Annotated in this window: 17 protein-coding genes; 6 read left to right on the top strand and 11 right to left on the bottom strand. The window is 62.8% G+C overall.

The window, feature by feature from the left end; all coding sequences use genetic code 11:
* Positions 1-43 precede the first annotated feature (43 nt).
* Positions 44-907 carry a LysR family transcriptional regulator gene (locus V7773_RS02815; protein WP_003200177.1) on the top strand — a complete coding sequence of 288 codons (864 nt, stop codon included), beginning with the start codon at positions 44-46 and terminating at the stop codon, positions 905-907.
* Positions 908-1,092: 185 nt separating this feature from the next.
* Here the strand turns inward: V7773_RS02815 and V7773_RS02820 are convergent, their stop codons facing one another.
* On the bottom strand, positions 1,093-1,326 hold the full coding sequence (locus V7773_RS02820; RefSeq protein WP_336072285.1) for a DUF465 domain-containing protein: 234 nt from the start codon (positions 1,324-1,326) through the stop codon (positions 1,093-1,095).
* A 217-nt stretch (positions 1,327-1,543) separates the two neighbouring features.
* On the opposite strand from V7773_RS02820, the gene V7773_RS02825 reads away from it, so the two are divergent.
* Positions 1,544-2,065 (top strand): DUF4142 domain-containing protein, encoded by a 522-nt coding sequence (locus V7773_RS02825; protein WP_336072287.1) that lies wholly within the window; start codon positions 1,544-1,546, stop codon positions 2,063-2,065.
* Positions 2,066-2,282: 217 nt separating this feature from the next.
* Positions 2,283-2,936, top strand: coding sequence for a Pr6Pr family membrane protein (locus tag V7773_RS02830; protein ID WP_336072290.1), 654 nt, complete (start codon positions 2,283-2,285; stop codon positions 2,934-2,936).
* A gap of 59 nt (positions 2,937-2,995) precedes the next feature.
* On the opposite strand, the gene V7773_RS02835 is transcribed toward V7773_RS02830, so the two are convergent.
* The 7 genes from V7773_RS02835 to V7773_RS02865 form a co-directional block, all read right to left on the bottom strand.
* Positions 2,996-3,277 carry a hypothetical protein gene (locus tag V7773_RS02835; protein WP_170862004.1) on the bottom strand — a complete coding sequence of 94 codons (282 nt, stop codon included), beginning with the start codon at positions 3,275-3,277 and terminating at the stop codon, positions 2,996-2,998.
* A 96-nt stretch (positions 3,278-3,373) separates the two neighbouring features.
* On the bottom strand, positions 3,374-5,485 hold the full coding sequence (locus V7773_RS02840; protein WP_336072292.1) for an ATP-binding protein: 2,112 nt from the start codon (positions 5,483-5,485) through the stop codon (positions 3,374-3,376).
* A 276-nt stretch (positions 5,486-5,761) separates the two neighbouring features.
* Entirely contained in the window at positions 5,762-8,860 is a 3,099-nt protein-coding gene (locus V7773_RS02845) for an error-prone DNA polymerase (protein WP_336072294.1), read from the bottom strand.
* Positions 8,836-10,257 (bottom strand): Y-family DNA polymerase, encoded by a 1,422-nt coding sequence (locus V7773_RS02850; RefSeq protein WP_336072296.1) that lies wholly within the window; start codon positions 10,255-10,257, stop codon positions 8,836-8,838. The genes V7773_RS02845 and V7773_RS02850 overlap by 25 nt, the downstream gene beginning before the upstream one ends.
* Before the next feature lie 7 nt (positions 10,258-10,264).
* Complete coding sequence (gene imuA, locus V7773_RS02855) at positions 10,265-10,897, bottom strand: translesion DNA synthesis-associated protein ImuA (protein WP_336072299.1); 633 nt, start codon at positions 10,895-10,897, stop codon at positions 10,265-10,267.
* On the bottom strand, positions 10,897-11,514 hold the full coding sequence (gene lexA / locus V7773_RS02860) for a transcriptional repressor LexA (RefSeq protein ID WP_013692700.1): 618 nt from the start codon (positions 11,512-11,514) through the stop codon (positions 10,897-10,899). The genes imuA and lexA overlap by 1 nt, the downstream gene beginning before the upstream one ends.
* 79 nt (positions 11,515-11,593) lie before the next feature.
* On the bottom strand, positions 11,594-12,637 hold the full coding sequence (locus tag V7773_RS02865; RefSeq protein WP_336072302.1) for an AraC family transcriptional regulator: 1,044 nt from the start codon (positions 12,635-12,637) through the stop codon (positions 11,594-11,596).
* Positions 12,638-12,842: 205 nt separating this feature from the next.
* On the opposite strand from V7773_RS02865, the gene V7773_RS02870 reads away from it, so the two are divergent.
* A complete protein-coding gene (locus V7773_RS02870) occupies positions 12,843-13,787 on the top strand; it encodes a SphA family protein (protein ID WP_072347648.1) in 945 nt (314 codons plus the stop codon).
* A 216-nt stretch (positions 13,788-14,003) separates the two neighbouring features.
* Here the strand turns inward: V7773_RS02870 and V7773_RS02875 are convergent, their stop codons facing one another.
* The 3 genes from V7773_RS02875 to V7773_RS02885 form a co-directional block, all read right to left on the bottom strand.
* Complete coding sequence (locus V7773_RS02875; RefSeq protein WP_336072318.1) at positions 14,004-15,302, bottom strand: D-arabinono-1,4-lactone oxidase; 1,299 nt, start codon at positions 15,300-15,302, stop codon at positions 14,004-14,006.
* 115 nt (positions 15,303-15,417) lie between these two features.
* Complete coding sequence (locus V7773_RS02880; protein WP_063322024.1) at positions 15,418-15,789, bottom strand: c-type cytochrome; 372 nt, start codon at positions 15,787-15,789, stop codon at positions 15,418-15,420.
* 275 nt (positions 15,790-16,064) lie between these two features.
* Positions 16,065-16,949 carry a LysR family transcriptional regulator gene (locus V7773_RS02885; RefSeq protein ID WP_063322025.1) on the bottom strand — a complete coding sequence of 295 codons (885 nt, stop codon included), beginning with the start codon at positions 16,947-16,949 and terminating at the stop codon, positions 16,065-16,067.
* 130 nt (positions 16,950-17,079) lie between these two features.
* Between V7773_RS02885 and V7773_RS02890 the strand changes: the two genes are divergently transcribed.
* On the top strand, positions 17,080-18,723 hold the full coding sequence (locus tag V7773_RS02890; RefSeq protein ID WP_336072307.1) for a GMC family oxidoreductase: 1,644 nt from the start codon (positions 17,080-17,082) through the stop codon (positions 18,721-18,723).
* 203 nt (positions 18,724-18,926) lie between these two features.
* A partial coding sequence (locus tag V7773_RS02895) for an MFS transporter (protein WP_336072308.1) occupies positions 18,927-20,545 on the top strand: 1,619 nt, incomplete at its 3' end.

The following is a 20,545-nucleotide window of genomic DNA, read 5'->3' on the forward strand; positions in this document are numbered from 1 at the left end:
CGGCAGCTCTTACAATGCCCGCTTCCCCCGTATCGGCCTGAACATGGACATCGATCTCGCCCGCACCTTCCTGGAAATCGTCCGCCACGGCAGCCTCGCTGCAGCGGCCGAAAAGCTGCACGTGACCCAGACGGCGATCACCGCCCGGGTCCAGAAGCTCGAAAGCCAGCTTGGTTGCGCACTGTTCGTGCGCAATCGTGCCGGCGCGCGATTGACCAGCGACGGCGAGGCGTTTGTGGTCTACGCCAACCAGCTCGTGCAGACCTGGGAAGCGGCCCGTCGGGACCTGCCACTGCCCGAGGGCTATCGCAACGTCTTGCACCTGGGGGGCGAGGTCAGCCTGTGCAATCCCTTGATGCTCGCCTGGGCCGGCGAGCTGCGCCAGAAAATTCCCGGCCATGCCCTGCGCATGGACATCCGCGACGGCGAGAAACTGCTCCAACAGCTGGAGCTGGGTTTGCTGGACGCGGCAGTGGTCTATCAGCCCGAATACTGGCCGCGCCTGCAGGTAGAACAGCTGTTGGAAGAGAAACTCATCCTGGTGCGCCTGGCCGCCCGTCCCGAGCCCTACGTGTACATCGACTGGAGTGCGGACTTCCGGCGCCAACACGACACCGCGCTACCGGACAAGGCCAAGGCCGCCGTGACCTTCAACCTCGGCCCCCTGGCCCTGCAGTACATCCTGGAAAACGGCGGCAGCGGCTACTTCCGCACCCGAGTCGTGCAGAGCTACCTGGACAGCGGCATCCTGGAACGGGTGCCCAAGGCACCGGAATTCAACTACCCCACCTACCTGGTCTACTCCCGCGATCGGGATTCAGCGGCGTTGCAGCAGGCATTCGAGGTATTGCGAGAGATCGTCAAGACCGGCAGCGACTGGTCGCAGCGCTGGGATCCACTGACCTGATAAATCCCCTTGCCACAAAAGTGTAAAACCTGCCAAAGCGTTTTTCCGGGTGCCCCGTGTCGAATGGTTTTGGGGCTGCTGCGCAGCCCAACGGGAGCAAGCTCCCTCGCCACGGGTTCATTGAGTTTCGCCCTACACGTTCAGGGCCCTTCAAAAAGGGCCCCTCAGGCAGGCCAGCCTCTCGGCTACTTCAATTTTTCTGCAATCTCATCTTTGAGCAGCAAGCGTTTCTTCTTGAGCGCCTCCAGGACATTGCTGGACAGCCCCGGCGATGATGGTTTTTCAGCGTCAACGACCTCGGCATCAAGTTGGGAATATTTCTGAAGTAACGAATCGAGCCTCGGATCCTCGCTGCGTTTTTGCTGGATGTGGTCTTTTGTGCAGTTCAGGTCCTGGCACAAATCGTGGGACACCGGCATGGAACACCTCCTTCAGTGGGTCGGTGGAAGACGCCTTTACAGCGCTCGTCGATGATCAGGATGGCCTCGTCGACGGGGTTCTGTCGACCGCCAATCCGACCAGCGGTGACCGTTCGTCGTAACGCAACGCGCTCCAATCAAACCTTTGTCTGGCCCCCGCTCTCCATTGATCAGAGACGAAAAGAATCGCTCTTTCAACCTGTGCGGAGACTTACCTATGGACAGATTCACCCTGCGTCAACTCGGCCTGGCAGTTGCCCTGAGTACCAGCACGGGCATGGCATGGGCCGCGACTTCCAACGACTTTGTCGATAACGCGGCGGCCGGTGGAATTGCAGAAATCGAGACCAGCAAACTGGCCTTGAAAAAAAGCCAATCGGCGGACATCAAGGCATTCGCCAACAAGATGATCACTGACCACACCAAGGCCAACGAAGAGCTGAAAGCCCTGGCGCAAAAACATGATATCGAGGTACCCGACGACACCACGTTGATGAAAAAAGCCAAGGCGAAGATTCTCGACGTGCGCGATGAGTCTTTTGATGCGGCCTATGCCAACAACCAGGTCAAGGCCCACGAAGAAACCATCGTCCTGTTCAAGAAAGAAGCCGAAACCGTTACCGACGATAAGAAGGCTGGCAATACCGAACTCAAGGCGTTCGCCCAGAAGATGCTGCCAGACCTGCAACATCACCTGGAAGAAGCCAAGAAACTGCAGGCTGCTCATCCGAGCAAGTAGTCCTGAGGCACAGAATAAGGGCCGTCTTCATGAAGATGGCCTTATTCAACCCAAGTCCGTCGGTGTTCATGGCTACCGCTGGTCAGCACTGTCATTTCTGACAGTAGAATATTGCAACCCACGCTCCTAGGGTCTTGCTCAAGACCATCCTGCTGATACAAGCATCCAACCTCTTGGGGCTTTGCAGTCGCAGGTGCCGCGAAGCAGGAGCCAAGTCATGAGCGATGAACCGGTGTTAACGCAAAGCGCTGGCGGTATCGCGGTGAAAATCGCCGCACTGCTGGGATGGTTCGCATTGATTCTCCAGCTCTACCTGATCCTGACTTCGCGCTGGCAGGGCGGCAAGAGCCTGTGGGGCGGAGTAGACATCTTCTTCAGTTATTTTACGGTGCTGACCAATATCCTGGTGGCAGTGGTGCTGACCTATGCGGCCACCTCAGGGGATTCGGCGCTGCGGCGATTCTTTCTCAAGCCCACGGTCCAGGGCGGTGTAGCCGCTGCCATCATACTCGTGGGGGTGGCGTACAACCTGCTGCTGCGCCATGTCTGGAACCCCCAGGGCTTGCAGTGGGTGGCCGATGAATTGCTGCATGACGTGATGCCGGTGCTGTTCGTGATCTATTGGTGGTTCTGCGTGCCCAAGGGCACTTTGCAATGGCAAGATGTCTGGCCGTGGCTGATCTATCCGCTGGTCTATTTCATCTACGCCTTGGTGCGTGGTTACTTTGTCGGCGCCTACCCCTATCCCTTTATCGAAGTGGACACGCTGGGTTACCCCCGGGTGTTCCTTAATGCGGTGATGGTACTGCTGGGATTCGTCGTGGTGTCTCTGGTGCTGATTGCCTTGGACCGCTGGAAAGGCAGGCACTGAGGCAGCCCAAGCGCCAAACGACTCATCAGCACCACTGTTCCGACATATCGGGTTAGCGGTTAACCACCGTCGGTGTCGATATCCGCATCCGTGCTTTCGCCGGACTTCGGCCGATCTGGATCCGGCTCGAAGCCAGGGCTGAAGGTATTGTCGTTGTCCCGATGAAGATTCTTCTGATCGACCTCCGGGGCCGCGCTCTGGGCCTGGTCAGTCCCGGCGGGGCTGACGGACTGGGTGTCCGATGAGTCCGCCGCAAGCTTGGGATCGATCGCCGGGTCATTGCGCGGGGACGGGGTTTGCGTCTGGCCTTGTTGCTGGGTGTTTGCGGGATCGTCGTTCATAGGCACCTCGTTCATGACAGGGCCGGATGGATGACCGGTCTTGAACATTCGAAGGTGACGCGACGGCTTCGGTTCCATTTGTTTGCAGCGCCGCGATCAGCCGCCCAGCACACGCCTCACCATCCGGGTCAGCGCGTCCGGGCCGTAGGGTTTGCTCAACAAATGGGTATCGGGGCTCAGTTGATGATTCCGGGAGATGATGTCCCGGGTGTGCCCCGAGGTGAACAGCACCGGGACCGGCGGTTTCTGCACCTTGGCCCAGGCGGCCAGGTCGGAACTCTTGATCAGGCCGGGCATGACGACGTCGGTGAAGATCAGGTCGACCGAGATGCCTTCCAGCAGCAGCTTCATCGCCTCATCACCGTTGGCAGCCGTGAGGGTCCGATAGCCGGACTGTTCCAGCAGTTCCACCGACGCGCTGCGCACCTCGTTGTTGTCCTCCACCACCAGGATCGTCTCTTGCCTGCCGGACTGAAACACGTCGTGTTGCTCGGCTTCGCCCGCTTCGGGCGCAAGGCTTCGAGGGAAATACATCCGTACTCGCGTGCCCTCGCCCAGGTCGCTGGAGATCTCGATATGGCCGCCACTCTGCTTGACGAACCCGAACACCATGCTCAATCCAAGCCCCGTGCCCTGGCCATCGGTCTTGGTGGTGAAAAAGGGTTCGAACACCTGCTTCAGGATCTCGGGCGGCATGCCGGCACCGCAGTCGATCACCGACAGCCGGACATAGTCGCCGGCCGAGATCCCCTTGCCGGCACAGAACGCTTGATCGAGCACGATGTTCTCCCCAATCAGGCGGATGGTGCCCTCGCCGCCCATGGCATCGCGAGCATTGATCGCCAGGTTCAACAAGGCGTTTTCCAATTGATTGCGATCGACATGGATGCACCAGGGCTCCTGGGGCAGGCTCACTTCAATCTGGATGGTTTCGCCCAAGGCCCGTTGCAACAGTTCACCCATGCCATCATAGATGCGTCGTGGGTTGTAGACCGCCGGTGACAATGGCTGGCGCCGGGCAAAAGCCAGCAGTTGCGATGACAACTTGGCCCCCCGCTCCACGGCTTCGATGGAGGCACTGACCCGCCGTTGCACGTTGACGTTGTCCCGTTCGTGGCGGGCCAGCAAGTGCAGGTTGCCGGCAATCACTTGCAGCAGGTTGTTGAAGTCATGGGCCACGCCGCCAGTGAGACCGCCAATGGCCTCGAGCTTTTGCGACTGACGCAACTGCTCTTCTGCCGCCAGCCGCGCCTGCACCTCGTCGGCGACCCGCTGTTCCAGGTCGCGGGTGAATTTGAGCAGCGAAGCTTCGGCTGTCTTGCGTTCATTGATGTCAATCAGCACACCTGGAAAACGCAAGGGCTTGCCCGTGGCATCGAATTCGCAGCGACCGCTGGCCAGCACCCAAAGGTAATCACCGCCCACGCGGCGCACCCGATATTCAGCGCTGTAGGGGATGCCCGTGCGCAAGGTCAGTTCAACCCGCTGGTTGACCTCTTCGAGGTCATCGGCGTGGATGCGCTGGCGGGCAATTTCGATGGGCAGTGCGTCCAGCGAACAGTCTGGCGGGTAGTTGAAGGTACGGGCGAAACGCTCATCGCCCGACAGTGTGTCGGCCTGGATGTCCCAGACGAACGACCCCAGCAATGGTCCGGCCGAGAGGGCCAACTGGATGCGCTCGTTGACGGCTCGGTAACTGCGTTCGGCCTCTTGCCGGGCGCGCTCGGTCAACACGAGCTCGGTGGTTTCCACCACAATCGCCAGCACGCCCGCCGGGGACTGGTCGTCATCGGGCACCGGGCTGTAATAGAGGTCCATCCACACATCTTCAGGCTTGCCATCGCGTAGCAGGACCAGCTCTTTGCTGCGGTAGGACAAGGTGCCGCCGGCCAGGCAGACGTCCAGCACATGCCGATTGAATTCGGCGACCTCCGGCCAACCCAACTCCACTGCACACCCCAGCAGGTAAGGATGGCGGCCACCGGCAAACTCGGCATAGGCATCGTTGTAGATCATGAAGCCCTGGCGGCCCCACAACATCACCATCGGCAGGGGCGAAGCCAGCAACAACTGGACGGCACTGCGCAGGCTGGCGGACCAGTGCTCGATGGCGCCCAACTCGGTCCGGCTCCAATCGAACGCCCGGATACGCCCGGCCATTTCACCGCCCCATCCAGGGCACCCGTGATTTTGGGATAGAAACTGCATGATCGATTCTGAACCTCAAAATGCCTGCAGGGAGTCGGCATCCACAAACCCCTTGGGATCAGAGCTTCGAGCGCTGGGTTGGCGTTTGGTTTCATGCTGGTCGATCCAGGCCCGATCCTGTGGCAAGGGAGCTTGCTCCCGCTCGGCGGCGCAGCCGTCGTAAACCGGCTGATGCGGTGTGCCTGATGGATTGCGTAAACCATTTTTTTGGGGGGCTGCTACGCAGCCCAGCGGGAGCAAGCTCCCTCGCCACCAAAACGGCGGTGTTGCTGAGGCTCAGCGAAAGTCACGGCTTTGCACCTGGATACCCGCCAATAACTCGGTCAGGTCGCTCAAGCGCCCGGCAATCAGGTGGCGGACCTCGCCGACGCTTTCCCAGCGCCCGTCGACCTTGAGCAGTTGCGAGCCCACCAAGGTCTTGCGCTGGCGTTCGGCCAAGTCGCGCCAGACCACCACGTTGAGGTTGCCGAATTCATCTTCCAGGGTGACAAAGGTCACCCCGCTGGCCGTGCCCGGGCGTTGGCGACCGGTAACCAGCCCGGCGACGCTGACGTTGCGGCCATGCTCCACCTCTTGCAGCTCCCGTGAGCTGCGGCAGCGCCGTGCGCGCAGTTCGGGGCGCAGCAGGGCCAATGGATGAGGGCCCAGTGTCGTGCCGAGCGTGGTGTAATCGGCAAACAGGTTTTCCCCCAGCGTAGGTTTTGGCAGGGCCACGGACGGTTCCTCCTGGCAGGGCAAACCGGCGAACAAGCCCAGTTGTTTCTGCACCCCGGCCACTTCCCAGCGGGCACGATGGCGATCACCGGCCAAACCCTGCAAAGCCCCCGCATCGGCCAATTGCGCCTGGGCCCGGGCATCGAGCTGCGCGCGCTCGCCCAAGTCAGCCACGTCGCTGAAGGGCCGATGCCGGCGGGCCGCTTCGATACGGCGGGCATCCTCTTCGCGAAAGCCCTTGATCATGCACAACCCCATGCGGATCGCCGGTTGTCGACCGTCCATGGGCTCGAGGCTGCAATCCCAATCGCTGGCGCCCACGTCCACCGGGCGGATCGACAGTTGATGCCGGCGGGCATCCTGGAGGATCTGGTCCGGGCTGTAGAACCCCATGGGCCAACTGTTGATCAGGGCACAGGCGAACGCCGCCGGTTCGTGGCATTTGAGCCAACTGCTGGCGTAGGTCAGCAAGGCGAAACTGGCGGCATGGGATTCCGGGAAGCCGTAATTGCCGAAGCCTTTGATCTGTTCGAAGATTTGCGCGGCGAACTCAGCGGTGTAGCCGTTTTTTTTCATCCCCTGCGCCAGGCGTTCCCGATGGGGCTCCAACCCACCGTGACGTTTCCAGGCCGCCATGGAGCGACGCAATTGGTCTGCCTCACCCGGGGTGTAATCGGCCGCGACGATGGCGATCTGCATGACCTGCTCCTGGAACAAGGGGACACCCAGGGTGCGGTTGAGCACTTGCTTCAACGCTTCAGAGGGATAAGTCACCGCCTCTTCTTTGTTTCTGCGGCGCAGGTACGGATGCACCATCCCACCCTGGATCGGCCCGGGGCGTACGATGGCCACTTCGATGACCAAATCGTAGAACGTCTTGGGCCTCAGCCGAGGCAACATCGACATCTGCGCCCGGGACTCGATCTGGAACACACCGATGGTGTCGGCGCGACTGATCATTTCGTAGGTCGCCCGATCATCCTTGGGCAGTGACGCCAGGGCGTAGCGCTGGCCCCGATAGCGCTCGATCAAGTCGAAACAGCGACGAATCGCACTGAGCATGCCCAGGGCCAGGATGTCCACCTTGAGTAACCCGACCGCGTCCAGGTCGTCCTTGTCCCACTGGATGATGGTGCGATCGGCCATGGCGGCGTTTTCCACCGGCACCAGGGTGTCCAGGGGTTGCTCGGAAATCACGAAGCCACCAGGGTGCTGGGATAAATGCCGGGGAAAACCGATCAATTGCTGGGTCAGGCTCAGAACCCGGCGCAACACCGGGCTGTCCGGGTCGAAGCCACCTTCACGCAAACGCTCCACTGGCGGCGCCTCGTCGCTCCAGCGGCCACAGCAATCGGCCAGGGCGTTGACCTGGTCCGGCGGCAAGCCCAGGGCCTTGGCCACATCGCGCACCGCCCCGGCGCCGTGGTAACTGCTGACCACCGCCGTCAATGCCGCACGATGACGACCGTAGCGCTGGAACACGTACTGCAGCACTTCCTCGCGACGGTCGTGTTCGAAGTCGACGTCGATGTCCGGCGGCTCGTTGCGCTCCCGGGACAGGAAGCGTTCGAACAACAGGCTGGTAAGGCTGGGATCGATTTCGGTGATGCCCAAGGCGTAGCACACCGCCGAGTTGGCCGCCGAACCACGCCCCTGGCAAAGAATATGACGGCTGCGGGCGAAGCTGACGATGTCCTGCACGGTGAGGAAATAGCTGTCATAACCCAGCTCGGCGATCAGGCTCAGCTCCTTGTCGATCTGTGCCCGCACTTTGTCTGTCACGCCATCCTTCCACCGCTCGCGCATGCCGCGCTCGGTCAGCTCCCGCAGCCAGGACGCCGGATCATGCCCCGCGGGCACCAGCTCACGGGGGTATTGGTAACGCAGTTGGCCGAGGTCGAAGGTGCAACGCCGGGCGATGTTCAGGGTTTCGTCGAGCAAGGCCCGCGGATAGAGATCGGTCAGATCCTTGCGGCTACGCAAGTGGCGCTCGCCGTTGGGGTGCAGGCGCTGGCCAGCCTCGGCCACCGTGACGTGGTGGCGGATGGCGGTCATGGTGTCCTGCAGGGCACGACGGCCACGCACGTGCATGTGCACATCACCACTGGCCACGATTGGAAGGTCCAAGCGTTCGGCCAGCGCCAGCGAGTCTGCCAATCGGCGGCGGTCGTCCTGTGCGCAATGCAACTGGACCGTCAGCCACAGGCGCCCGGCAAAGGTCGACTGGAGCCAACGGCCATGTTCCTCGGCATCTTTGCCCTCGGCTATCCATAACGCCAGCAGCCCCGAGAAGGGCTGGTCGAAGTCCTCTCGCACGATGCGATAGTGGCCTTTCTCGCTGCGCCGCCGGGCGCGGGTGATCAGCCGGCACAAGGCTTGATAGCCTTCCAGGTCTTCCACCAGCAACACCAGTTTCGGGCCATTCTCGACCTGTATCTCGCTGCCGACGATCAGTTGCAGCTCCAGCTCCTTGGCCGCCTGCCAGGCTCGGACGATTCCGGCCAAGGTGCATTCGTCGGTGATCGCCAGGGCCTGGTAGCCCTGCTGCTTGGCGCGACGGCACAACTCCAGGGCACTGGAGGCGCCGCGCTGGAAGCTGAAGTTCGACAGGCAATGCAGCTCGGCATACTCAACGTTCATGCGAACCAGCCCTGCAGCCACAGCGGCCCGCCCTCGCCCACCGTTCGATAGGCCCAGCCACGTTGTCCGCGGCGGGTTTCGATCAGGTAATAGTCACGGCGCACATCCGCGCCGTCCCACCAACCGGTCTCGATGCGCTCGGGGCCCATGAGGATGTGCGCCTGACCTTGCGCCAATGCCTGGGGCTCCTCCAGCAGCCAGCCGGGACGCTGCACGCCGTCACGCACCGGACAAGTCTGGGAGCGGGGTTGGGAGGTCATCTGCCAGGCGCACTCAGGCCGATGGTCGTCGCGAAACCCCAGGCCCTGCACAGCCTCATCCCCCAGCCGGGCCCGCAAGCGTTCGCGCAGTTGCTCCCAGGGCAATGATTGCTGGGGACGTTCGTCGAACAGTTCCAGGCGCTGGGGTACGAAGCTCGGCAGGTCCTCGGCACACAAGCGAAAACCCCGCACCGGGGCCTTGACCTGCACCTGTTCCAAGCGACCGCGGGCCAGTTCGAAGAGCATCGCCGGGGCCCGCTCGGCGCTGAGCAGGCCGACCTTGATCACTGTATCCGGCAACCCGGCATGCTCCAGGTGCAGGTCAAAGCGCTGCACGCCGCTGTCGCGCCCGCAGAGGAAGGCCGACAAGTCACCGGTCAGCCGGCGCAACGGGAACAACAGCGCTTGATGGGATTGCACGTCATAGTTGAGCTCGATGCGCACATCGAAACGGTCCGGCGGCAGGTAGAACGACAGCGCCAGGGTGCGATGGCCCATCAACGCGTCGAGGTGCTTGAGCACTTGGGCCTCGAAGCGCCGCGCCAGGGTCTGCCGGGGCAAGGCCTGGACCTGGCTCAAGCGGCGCAGGCCCATGCGCGACAGCGCCGTGGCGACGTCGGGTTCCAGGCCGATACGCTCCACAGGCATGTCTCCCAGGCACTGTTGCAAGGCCTCGGCGTCGGGCACCACCAGGGCGTCATAGGCATTGGCCAACACCCGTGCCGCCACCGGATTGGGCGCGGCGACGATGCGATGACGAAAGCCCAGCTCGGTCAGCTCGGCCCGCAAGCGCGCCTCGAACACCGGCCAGGGACCAAACAGGCCCAGGCTCGACTCGATCTCGAACAGCAGCGTACGCGGGTAATGCACGCTGACCTGGGCGCTGAAACGGTAGGCCCAGGCCGCCAGGAACTGTTGCCAGTGTTCGATTTGCGCCGCGTCGTATTCGGCGGTGGCAAAGCCTTTGCTCAAGGCCTGGGCGGCGGTCATGGTCTGGCCAGGACGCAAGCCCAAGGCTCGTGCCGGCGCATTCACCGCTTGCAGCACCCGACGCTGGGCCGGACCGGTCAGCAATGCCAGGGGCTGGTCGGGATCGGGGCGCTGACGCAGCGCAGCGTCCAGCGCCAATTGCGGGAAGAGAATACAGACCCAGCGCATCGCAACCTCAATGCCCGGTTTGTGTGGCGAGCGTGGCAAAGGCAATCGGCGCCGAACGAGCCAACCCGCCGCGGCACTTGAGCACGCGCAATTGCGCCGGCCGGGTATCGATGGCAATGCGCAGGGCCGCCGGCGACGGGTTGATGGCCTCCTGGATCGAGCGCCAGGCGAACGCCAGGGTCTGGCCGGTTTCTGCCGCCACTTGCAAACGGCGCAAGGCCCGGTCGTCCGCCTGGCGGGGCCAACACAGTACCGCGCCACAACTGCCAGAGCGCAAGCATTGTTCGGTGGCCCACAGGGCATCGCGCTCATCGGCGCGAATTACCGACAACCGACGCAGGTCGACGCCAGCGTTCTGCCAGGCCTGGGGATAGGGCACGAACGGTGGCGCCACCAGCACGATCCGCTCCCCCGCCGCCGACAGCCGCGCCAGGGTCGGCCACACCAGTTGCAACTCGCCCACGCCCGGCGCAGCGATGAGCAGTTCCGTCAAGGCCGCCTCCGGCCAGCCACCACTGGGCAACGCCGCGTCCAGTGCCGCATGGCCGGTGGGTTGCGGGCTGGCGGCTGGCGGCGCAGGCCGGCCCTTCCAGACCTGGCCACCGTTGAACAGCGTGTCCAGCGCAACGACAGCGCCCATCAGCCTTGCCTCACCAAGCCACAGAACACCCCTTCTATCGCCAGGTCCTGGTCGGCCTCGACGATGATCGGCTGGTAGGCCGGGTTGCGCGGCAACAAACGCACCCGCTCGCCAATGCGCTCGAAGCGCTTGATGGTGACTTCGCCATCCAGGCGCGCCACGACAATCTGGCCGTTGGCGGCCTGCGGCGTGCGCTGCACACCCACCAGGTCACCGTCGAGAATGCCGTCCTCGATCATCGAATCGCCCTGGACCCGCAGCAGGTAATCCGGCGCCTTGGTAAAAATCGCCGGGTCCAGCATCAGGCGACTGTGGACCTCGGCATCGGCGCCGATCGGCAGCCCGGCAGCCACTCGCCCCAGCACCGGCACGTCCAGCAGCTCGGGTCGTGGTGGCTGGTTCAGCAAGCGAATGCCCCGGGCCTGGTGCGGATTGACCTCGATGAAACCGGCTTCGGTCAGCGCCAGCACATGCTTGCGCGCCACACTGCGGGAGGCAAAACCGAACGCCTCGCTGATTTCAGCGAGGCTGGGAGGCTGGCCCTGATCGGCGATGCGTTCGCGGATGAAGGTCAGGATGGCGGTGCGGCGAGGAGTGAGAGTCGTCATGGAGTACATTTGTACTCTTTAAGGATTTTTCTGACAAGCGCCGCCAGTCAGTTCACAGCTCGGGGCCGAGGTGTTCGACGCCCAGTGGCTAGAGCCGGGCGTCGGCGCTCTCATTGCGAAATGCGCTCGGGCTCATGCCGGTCCAGCGCCGGAACGCCCGGCGGAAGCTGCGCACATCGCTGTAGCCGACTTCTTCGGTGATGCGCTCGATGGACAGCTCGGGATTGGCCAACAGGTTCAGGGTGCGGCTGCGACGCACCTGTTCGAGCAAGGTCTCGAAGGTCAGGTTGTGCTCGCTCAGGCGCCGACGCAGGGTGCGGCTGCTCATGTTGAGATCACCGGCGATTTTCTCGATGTGGCTGCCACGGGTCAGGTCTCGGGCAATGGCCCGTTCCACGGTCTGGATCAGGTCAATCTTCTGGTGAACTTCGGTGGCTTCCTGCTCCAGCAAGGCCAATGCCTGGCGCAGGGCCAGCGGGTGGTGATTGGGCAAACGCATATCCAGCCAGCGCACGTCGATCAGCATGCGATTGTGTCGGCAACCGAAGTGCACATCCGGTCCCAAGATCCACTGATATTCCTGGGCATAGGACGGTGCGGCGTGCATGAACTCCACGGCCAGGGGCTTGAAATCGGGCCCCGCCAGGGCCCGGCCATAGACCATCAGGCTGGCGAAGAACTCTTCCACGGCAAACACCTGGATCTCGGCGAAAGGCAGCCGGCAGGTCGCCTCGACCATGATCCGGCCAGTGGCTTCTTCGACGCTGGTCACCGCGATGCCACCGGTGGTGTGCTGATAACGAACCCCTAGGGCAAAGGCATCGCGCAGGGTTTCGCACAATGATAGGACGTGGCCCAGCAGGCCGAGGGTGCCAAGCACGTTGCGGTCCCCCACCCACAACCCCAGACCCTGCTCGGGCAACAGCTTGAGCGCCCGTTGAATCATGACCACGGCCTGGCGGTGGGAAATGCGCTGGGCGGGATCTTGCAGATCATCAAGGCCGAACCCCAGGCCGCGACACAGGCTGGCGGCATCGAAACCCTTGTCCGCCACAACCTCGGCCAGGGTCTGTAGCAGGAATGGCGATACCAACGCCAATTCATAGGTCGGGTCGATGACTTTCATCTGCATGGGCGGGTTCCGGAGGACGTTAGGTGGCGTTTTTGTAACCGGTTATTTCACAAAGTTAGCATGCCCCGGCGGATCGTGGGGCACAAAAATCTGGCCGCCCAAGTCCCCTGTATGGCCGCCAATACCCTGCCCTGTTGGCGGCGAACGGCTTATTTGTATGGCTCGGACTTTCGGTGCATCTCCAACAATAATAATGAGCCCCCACATGAACCCGATCCGCACGACATTCGCCTTGCAATTGACCCTCGGCCTGGCCTGCGGCGGTGCCCTGCCCGCCCTGGCTACCGAATCGGGGGTGGACAACATCGGCCCGGGCACCGACGGCTTTTTTGTGTTGCCGCTGGAGGTCGACAGCCTTCCGGACCACATGGTCGCGTTCAACCTCTACTACAACCATTACAAGGCGCGGAAATTCAACATCAGTTCATTGGGCGGCGAACTGCCGGATGTCGAAATCGAATCCACGGCAGTGGTCCCGCGCATCGATTACCTGAGCCCGTTGCGGGTGGCCGGTGGGCGCGCGGGGATCTACATCGCCCAACCGTGGATCAAGCAGGAAGTGTCGGTGTTCGGCCTGCATGACACCCGCGAGGGCATGGGCGACACCACGATTTCGCCCATCGTGCTCTGGGACATGGGCAAGAACCTGACCCTGGCCGCGGCGGTGGAAATCACCGTGCCGACCGGCGAATACAGCACCGATCGACTGGCCAATACCAGCAACAATTTCTACACCTACAAACCGCTGTTTTCCTTCACCTGGCTACCCACGGAAAACACCGAGGTGTCGATGAAAACCACCTACAGCTTCAACCGCAAGAACAAGGACACCGACTACCGCTCGGGGCAGATCTTCCACTTCGATTATTCCGCCAGCTACCGCGTGACCGACAACGTGATGCTGGGGCTCAACGGCTACTACCTCAAACAGACCACCGACGACAAACAGTACGGCCGCACCGTGCAATTTGCCGGGCAGGACGTCGACGACGGCGTACGCGGCCAGGTCTTTGCCATCGGCCCGGCGCTGCACCTGACCTTCCTCAAGTACGCCAGCGCCGAAATCCGCTGGGCCAAGGAGTTTGCAGTGGAGAACCGCACCGAGGGCGAAATGCTCTGGGCCAAGGTCAGTATTCCGTTTGCGTTCTAGAGTGTTTCACAGCACCTGTGGCGAGGGAGCTTGCTCCCGCTCGGCGGCGTAGCCGTCGTAAACCGACTGACGCGATCTGTCTGGAAAGCAGTGTTATCCGATTGGGGCCGCTGCGCTGCCCAGCGGGAGCAAGCTCCCTCGCCACAGGTTTTGTGCCTGACAGGAATGACTGATGCACCGCCATCGCGAGCAAGCTCGCGCCCACAGGTTCTTCCTTCAGCTCAAACCCAGAATCGATGAAAGATGCCCATTGAGGAACTTGCCGCTGGGGTCCAGCGCCTGGCGCACCTCGGTGAATTCCGTCCAGCGCGGGTACAGCGCCTGGAGTGCCTTGGCGTTCAGGGAATGCAATTTCCCCCAATGCGGACGGCCCTGGTATTTCCAGAAGATCGGCTCGATGGCGGCAAAGAAATTGTGATGGTCCATCTGATAATGCTGGTGCACCGAGATCGAGCAACTGTCCCGGCCTTCGAACATGCTCAGGGCAATGTCGTCGGCCTTCACGTAGCGGTATTCAATGGGAAACCAGGTGCGCAGGTCCTTGTCGCGGATCAGCGCCAGAATCTCCCGCAGGCACGCCGGACCGTATTCGGCCGGCACCGAGTACTCCATCTCGTTGAAGCGCACAGTGCGCGCGTTGGCGTAGATGTCATGGGAATCACCGACCCGGTCGTCGAAATCGGCCACCAGCCGCAGGCTGTTGAGCAGCGCTCGACGGATCGTTGGAAAGTCGCTGCCGTACTTGTCGAGGTTTTCGATCAGGCTGACGAAATCGTTGCCGCCCTCCTCCTCGGGGCTGATCGGCGGCGTGGCCGGATCCGCGGTTTCGTTCAGGGCGATCGACAACGCATAGTCGGAATGGGTGACGACCTGCATTTCCCAGTGCTGATTGTCCCGGGTGTTGGTGCCCACGTCCTCGAGCAACTCCTCGGTTTTCGCCACCCACTGGTGCTCGCGCAAGCGATAGGCGGCGCGGTTCTGCAGGCGCACGCGAGTCACCAGCCCCAGCGCGCCAAGGGACACTCGGCCGGCCTTGAACACTTCTGGATGACGCTGGGCATCGCAATCGAGGACCGCGCCGCTGGCCGTCACCAGTTGCAGGCCGACCACTTGGGACGCGTACGAGCCGAAGGCCTTGCCAGTGCCGTGGGTCGAGGTGGCGATGGCTCCGGCCAGGGTCTGGTAATCCACGTCGGCCATGTTCGGCAGTGCCTGGCCGATGGCCTTGAGCGCCGGACCCATGCGGGACATGGGCGTGCCACCGCCGAACTCGGCTTGCAGGCTGGCGGCATCATGAGCCAACAGGCCGCTGAAAAAACTCAGCGACAACAAGGTGCCGTCAGTGGGCACCAGGGCGCTGAAGGAATGGCCGGAACCCACCGGACGAATCCGCCCTTCGGCGCGCCTCACCACGTTCACCAGCTCATCGAGGTCCTTGGGGGCCAGGCGCGCCGCTGGCAAGCAGCTCTGCGCACCGGACCAATTGCGCCAGGGGATCAGCCGCGGCGCGCGCATCAACTCGGCCAGGGCGCCCTGGCTGCCCAGGGCCGTAAAGGCCGCGACAACGCCGGCCTGTTGCAGCAACCGACGCCGTGAGTAGTCCATCGTCATGCCGTAGTACCCGTAGTTATTATTGGAAGTGATGACCGGACATGAAGGCGATCAGGGCCAGGAACTGTTCTTCGGAACAGTGCATGCACAGGCCCATCGGAGGCATGCCGTTGTAGCCGTTGATCGCGTGATCCAGCAGGGTGTCGGCGCCCTGGGCCACCCGTGGCGCCCAGGCGTTCGTATCGCCGGTCAACGGCGCCCCGGCACCGGGGTTGGCGTGGCAGAGCTTGCAGCTGCTGTCGTAGACCTGGGCCAACACCGCATCGCTGGGCATGGCCGTGAATACCGTGGGCGCGGGCGGCTTGGCCTCATCGCCACATGCGGCAAGCAACGCGCCGAACGATACGACGGCAGCGGTTCGAAGCAGGAAGGAAGGCGTGATTGCCGACATAAGGCCCCTCTTGGCGGCGCAAGGGTTGCGCCTTTCTTGTTGTGGGTCTGGCAGTTCCCACACTAAGGCACGCCACCGCGTTGGCTTGAGGTCATTGGGGGCCATAAAAGGGGGCTTGGGCGGCCAGCACTAGCACAGCCCTCTGTGGCGAGGGAGCTTGCTCCCGCTGGGGTGCGAAGCAGCCCTGAACCTCAGTTCGCAATGTCCCTGACCCACCGCAATGAATGGATCAGGGCTGCTTCGCACCCCAGCGGGAGCAAGCTCCCTCGCCACAGTCAGGGCAGCAGCAGCGCCTGCTCGCGCTCGCACAGCTGCACCACGTAATCCCACAACACCCGCAGGCGTACGGATTTGTGCAGCTCGCGACGGGTGCTGATCCAGTAGCTGCGGCGGATGGTTTCGTCCGGCAGCAACGGCACCAGCGTTGGGTCGCCGCTGGCCATGTAGCAAGGCAGCACGGCAATCCCCAGGCCGGAGCGCGCGGCCTGCTGCTGGGCGATGACGCTGGTGCTGTGGAACACCACCCGAGGGTTGCGGCAAAAGCTGTTGAGGAACATCAGTTCCTGGCTGAACAAAAGATCATCGACATACCCGATCCAGGCATGGCGGGCCAGGTCCTCGCGGCTGCGCAGCGCTGGCGAGCGGTCCAGGTAGGCCTGGCTGGCGTACAGCGCCAAGCTGTAGTCGGTGAGTTTGCGGGTGACCAGCAGGTCGGCCGCCGGGCGTTCGAGGTGGATGCTGATTTCCGCCTCACGGTTGAGGATGCTGACAAAGCGCGGCACCGCCACCAGTTCCACTTCCAGCCCCGGATAGCGCTGGAACAGCCCCTCCATGCGACAGGCGAGAAACATGATGCCCAGCCCTTCGGTCACCCCCAGGCGGATCTTGCCCAGGGGCGCACTGGACTGGGTGATGTCCTCCTGGGCCAGCAACGCCACGTTCTCCATGGCTTCGGCGTGCTTGAGCAGCGTCTCGCCGGCCGGGGTCAGTTCATAGCCCTGGGCATGCTGGACAAACAGCGCGGTGCCGAGGCTTTTCTCGATGGCCTCGATGTGCCGTGCCACGGTGGCGTGGGTGGTGTTCAAGCGCCGTGCAGCCGTCAGCAGACGCCCGCTGCGTTGCAACTCCAGGAAATAACGCAGGTCATTCCAGTCGAACATGAGGCGATCCTTGAACGCGCCTGAAGGCATGACTGTTTATAAACGCACAGCCGCTGCGCAAAAACTAACATTCTTTTGACGAAAACTAACAACTAGGATGGGTCCCACAACAACAAGAATGAGGTCGCGAATGCAACCTGTCGTCGATGAATACGATTACGTGATCGTGGGCGCCGGCCCTGCCGGATGCCTGTTGGCCAATCGGCTGTCGGCCCATCCGCAACACCGGGTGCTGCTGCTCGAAGCCGGCGGGCGCGACAACTATCCGTGGATTCACATCCCGGTCGGCTACCTGTTCTGCATCGGCAACCCACGCACCGACTGGTGCTTCAAGACCGAAGCACAACCCGGTCTGCAAGGGCGTGCCCTAAGTTATCCGCGCGGCAAGGTCCTGGGCGGTTGCTCCTCCATCAACGGCATGATCTACATGCGCGGCCAGGCGGCGGACTACGACGGCTGGGCCGCCGAGGGCAATTCTGGCTGGGCCTGGAACGACGTGCTGCCGCTGTTCCGCCAGAGCGAAAACCATTTTGCCGGCGCGTCCGAATTTCACGGCGCCGCAGGGGAATGGCGGGTCGAACGCCAGCGCCTGTCATGGCCGATTCTCGATGCGTTCCGCACCGCCGCCGAACAGAGCGGCATCCCCAACGTCGACGATTTCAACAGCGGCGACAATGAAGGCTGCGGCTACTTCCAAGTCAACCAGAAAGCCGGGGTACGCTGGAACGCGGCCAAGGCGTTTCTCAAGCCGATTCGCCAGCGCGCCAACCTCACGGTGTTGACCGACGTCGAGGTCGACCGCGTGTTGCTGCGTGACGACCGCGCCCACGCCATCAGCGCGCGCTGGCAAGGCAAGGGCATGACCTTCAAGGCCCGCAAGGAAATCGTCCTGTGCGCCGGGGCCGTGGGATCGCCGGGGATCCTGCAACGTTCCGGGATCGGCCCGCGCAGCCTGCTGCAACGCCTGGGCATCGGCGTGACCCATGAACTGCCCGGTGTCGGCGGCAACTTGCAGGACCACCTGCAACTGCGGCTGATCTACCAGCTGGAAAACGCCCGCACCCTGAACCAGATCGCCGGCACCCTGTGGGGCAAGATGGGCATGGGCCTGCGCTACCTGTACGACCGCAGCGGCCCGTTGTCCATGGCCCCCAGCCAACTCGGCGCGTTCGCCCGCTCGGGCCCGGAACAGACCTCGGCCAACCTCGAATACCACGTGCAGCCGCTGTCCCTGGAACGCTTCGGCGAACCGCTGCACAGCTTCCCGGCGTTCACCGCGTCGGTCTGCGACCTGCGCCCGCAAAGCCGTGGCCGGGTGGACATCCGCTCCGCCGACCCGCACGAAGCGCCGCTGATCCAGCCCAACTACCTGAGCCATCCCGAAGACCTGCGAGTCGCCGCCGACGCCATCCGCCTGACCCGCCGCATCGTCGCGGCCCCGGCCCTGAGCACGTTCAAACCGGTGGAATACCTGCCGGGCCCCAGCCTGCAAACCGAAGAGGAACTGCACCAGGCCGCCGCCCGCATCGGCACGACGATTTTCCACCCGGTCGGCACGTGCCGCATGGGCCAGGATCGCGACGCGGTGGTGGATGCACAACTGCGTGTCCACGGCATCAAGGGCCTGCGCATTGCCGACGCCTCGATCATGCCGCGCATCACCTCGGGCAACACTTGCTCGCCAACATTGATGATTGCCGAGAAGGCGGCGCAGATGATGCTCAATCCCGCGATGAGGAACACCGACGTCGAAAAAGCACCTGCTACGGTCTGAAGAACAACAGAAACACCTGTGGGAGCGGGCTCGCGAAGGCGATGTGTCAGTCGCCAAAATCGTTGACGGTCAGATCGCATTCGCGATCAAGCCCGCTCCCACAGTAAATAAAGTGTGTCGACTCAAGGAACGCATCAAATCAGGAGACGCCACCCCGGCGTCGCAGTGGAACAACAAAAACAATCACTGTGAGGGATACCGCTATGTCCGAGCATGTTCAGCCCCTGGAAGCCACGCGCAGCGTCGGCACCAGCCAGGAAACCCAGAAAGTCATCTTCGCCTCGTCCCTGGGGACGGTGTTCGAGTGGTACGACTTTTTCCTCTATGGCGCCCTGGCGGCGGTGATCAGCAAGCAGTTCTTCGCCGGGGTCAACGACACCACAGCATTCATCTTCGCCCTGATGGCCTTCGCCGCCGGTTTCATCGTGCGGCCATTCGGGGCATTGGTGTTCGGTCGGTTGGGGGACATGATCGGGCGCAAGTACACATTCCTGGCGACCATCATCCTCATGGGTGTGGCGACGTTCTGCGTCGGCCTGCTGCCCAACTACGCCAGCATCGGCATTGCCGCGCCGATCATCCTGGTGGTGCTGCGCATGCTCCAGGGCCTGGCCCTGGGCGGTGAGTACGGCGGCGCGGCGACCTACGTTGCCGAGCACGCGCCGATGGGCAAGCGCGGCTTCCACACCAGTTGGATTCAGTCCACCGCCACCCTGGGGCTGTTGCTCTCGCTGCTGGTGGTGCTGGGCTGCCGCTATTTCACTGGCGACCAGTTCGAGGTCTGGGGCTGGCGCATTCCGTTCCTGTTGTCGATCCTGCTGCTGGGTATCTCCACCTGGATTCGCCTGAGCCTGCATGAGTCGCCGGCCTTCCTGAAAATGAAAGAAGAAGGCAAGAGCTGCAAGGCGCCGATTCGCGAATCCTTCGGCAAGTGGGAAAACCTGAAAGTGGTGCTGATCGCCCTGTTCAGCATCAACGCAGGGCAAGCGGTGACCTTCTATGCCGCACAGTTCTACGTGCTGTTTTTCCTCACCCAGTTCCTGAAGATGGACCCGGCCCTGGCCAACAGCCTGCTGATTGTCAGCGTGGTGATCGGCGCACCGTTCTTCATCTTCTTTGGCTGGCTGTCGGACAAGGTCGGGCGCAAACCGGTGCTGATGATCGGCCTGCTGCTGGCGACGGCGCTGTACTTCCCGATCTTCAAGACTCTGGCCCATTACGCCAACCCGGCCATCGACCAGGCAAGCCGCCAGGCACCGATCACCGTGATCGCCGACCCGGCCACCTGCACCTTCCAGTTCGACCCGGTGGGCAAGGCGCGTTTCGACAGCCCGTGCGACAAAGTCAAGACCTTCCTGGTCAAGCAAGGCCTGCCCTACAGCAGCGTCGCCGCCCCAGCCGGCAGCACGGTGCAGGTCAGCGTCGGTGACGTGAAACTCGAAGGTTACGACGAAGCCGCCCTGCGCGGCGCGGTGACCCTGGCAGGCTATCCGCAACAGGCCGACGCCCAGCAGATCAACCGGCCGATGATCGTCGCCTTGATCGTGGCGCTGATCATCATCTCGGCGATGTGCTACGGACCGCTGGCAGCGTTGATGGTCGAACTGTTCCCGACCCGCATTCGCTACACCTCCATGTCCCTGCCCTATCACATCGGCAACGGCTGGTTCGGCGGTTTCCTGCCCACCGTATCGTTCGCCCTGGTGGTCTACACCGGGGATATTTTCTATGGGCTGTGGTACCCGGTGGTGATCACCGGGGTGAGCCTGGTGGTGGGCATGATCTGCCTGCGGGAAACCCGGAGCGTGGATCTGGACAAGAA

Source organism: Pseudomonas sp. 3JA, assembly GCF_036961705.1.
Classification (GTDB): domain Bacteria; phylum Pseudomonadota; class Gammaproteobacteria; order Pseudomonadales; family Pseudomonadaceae; genus Aquipseudomonas; species Aquipseudomonas fluorescens_Q.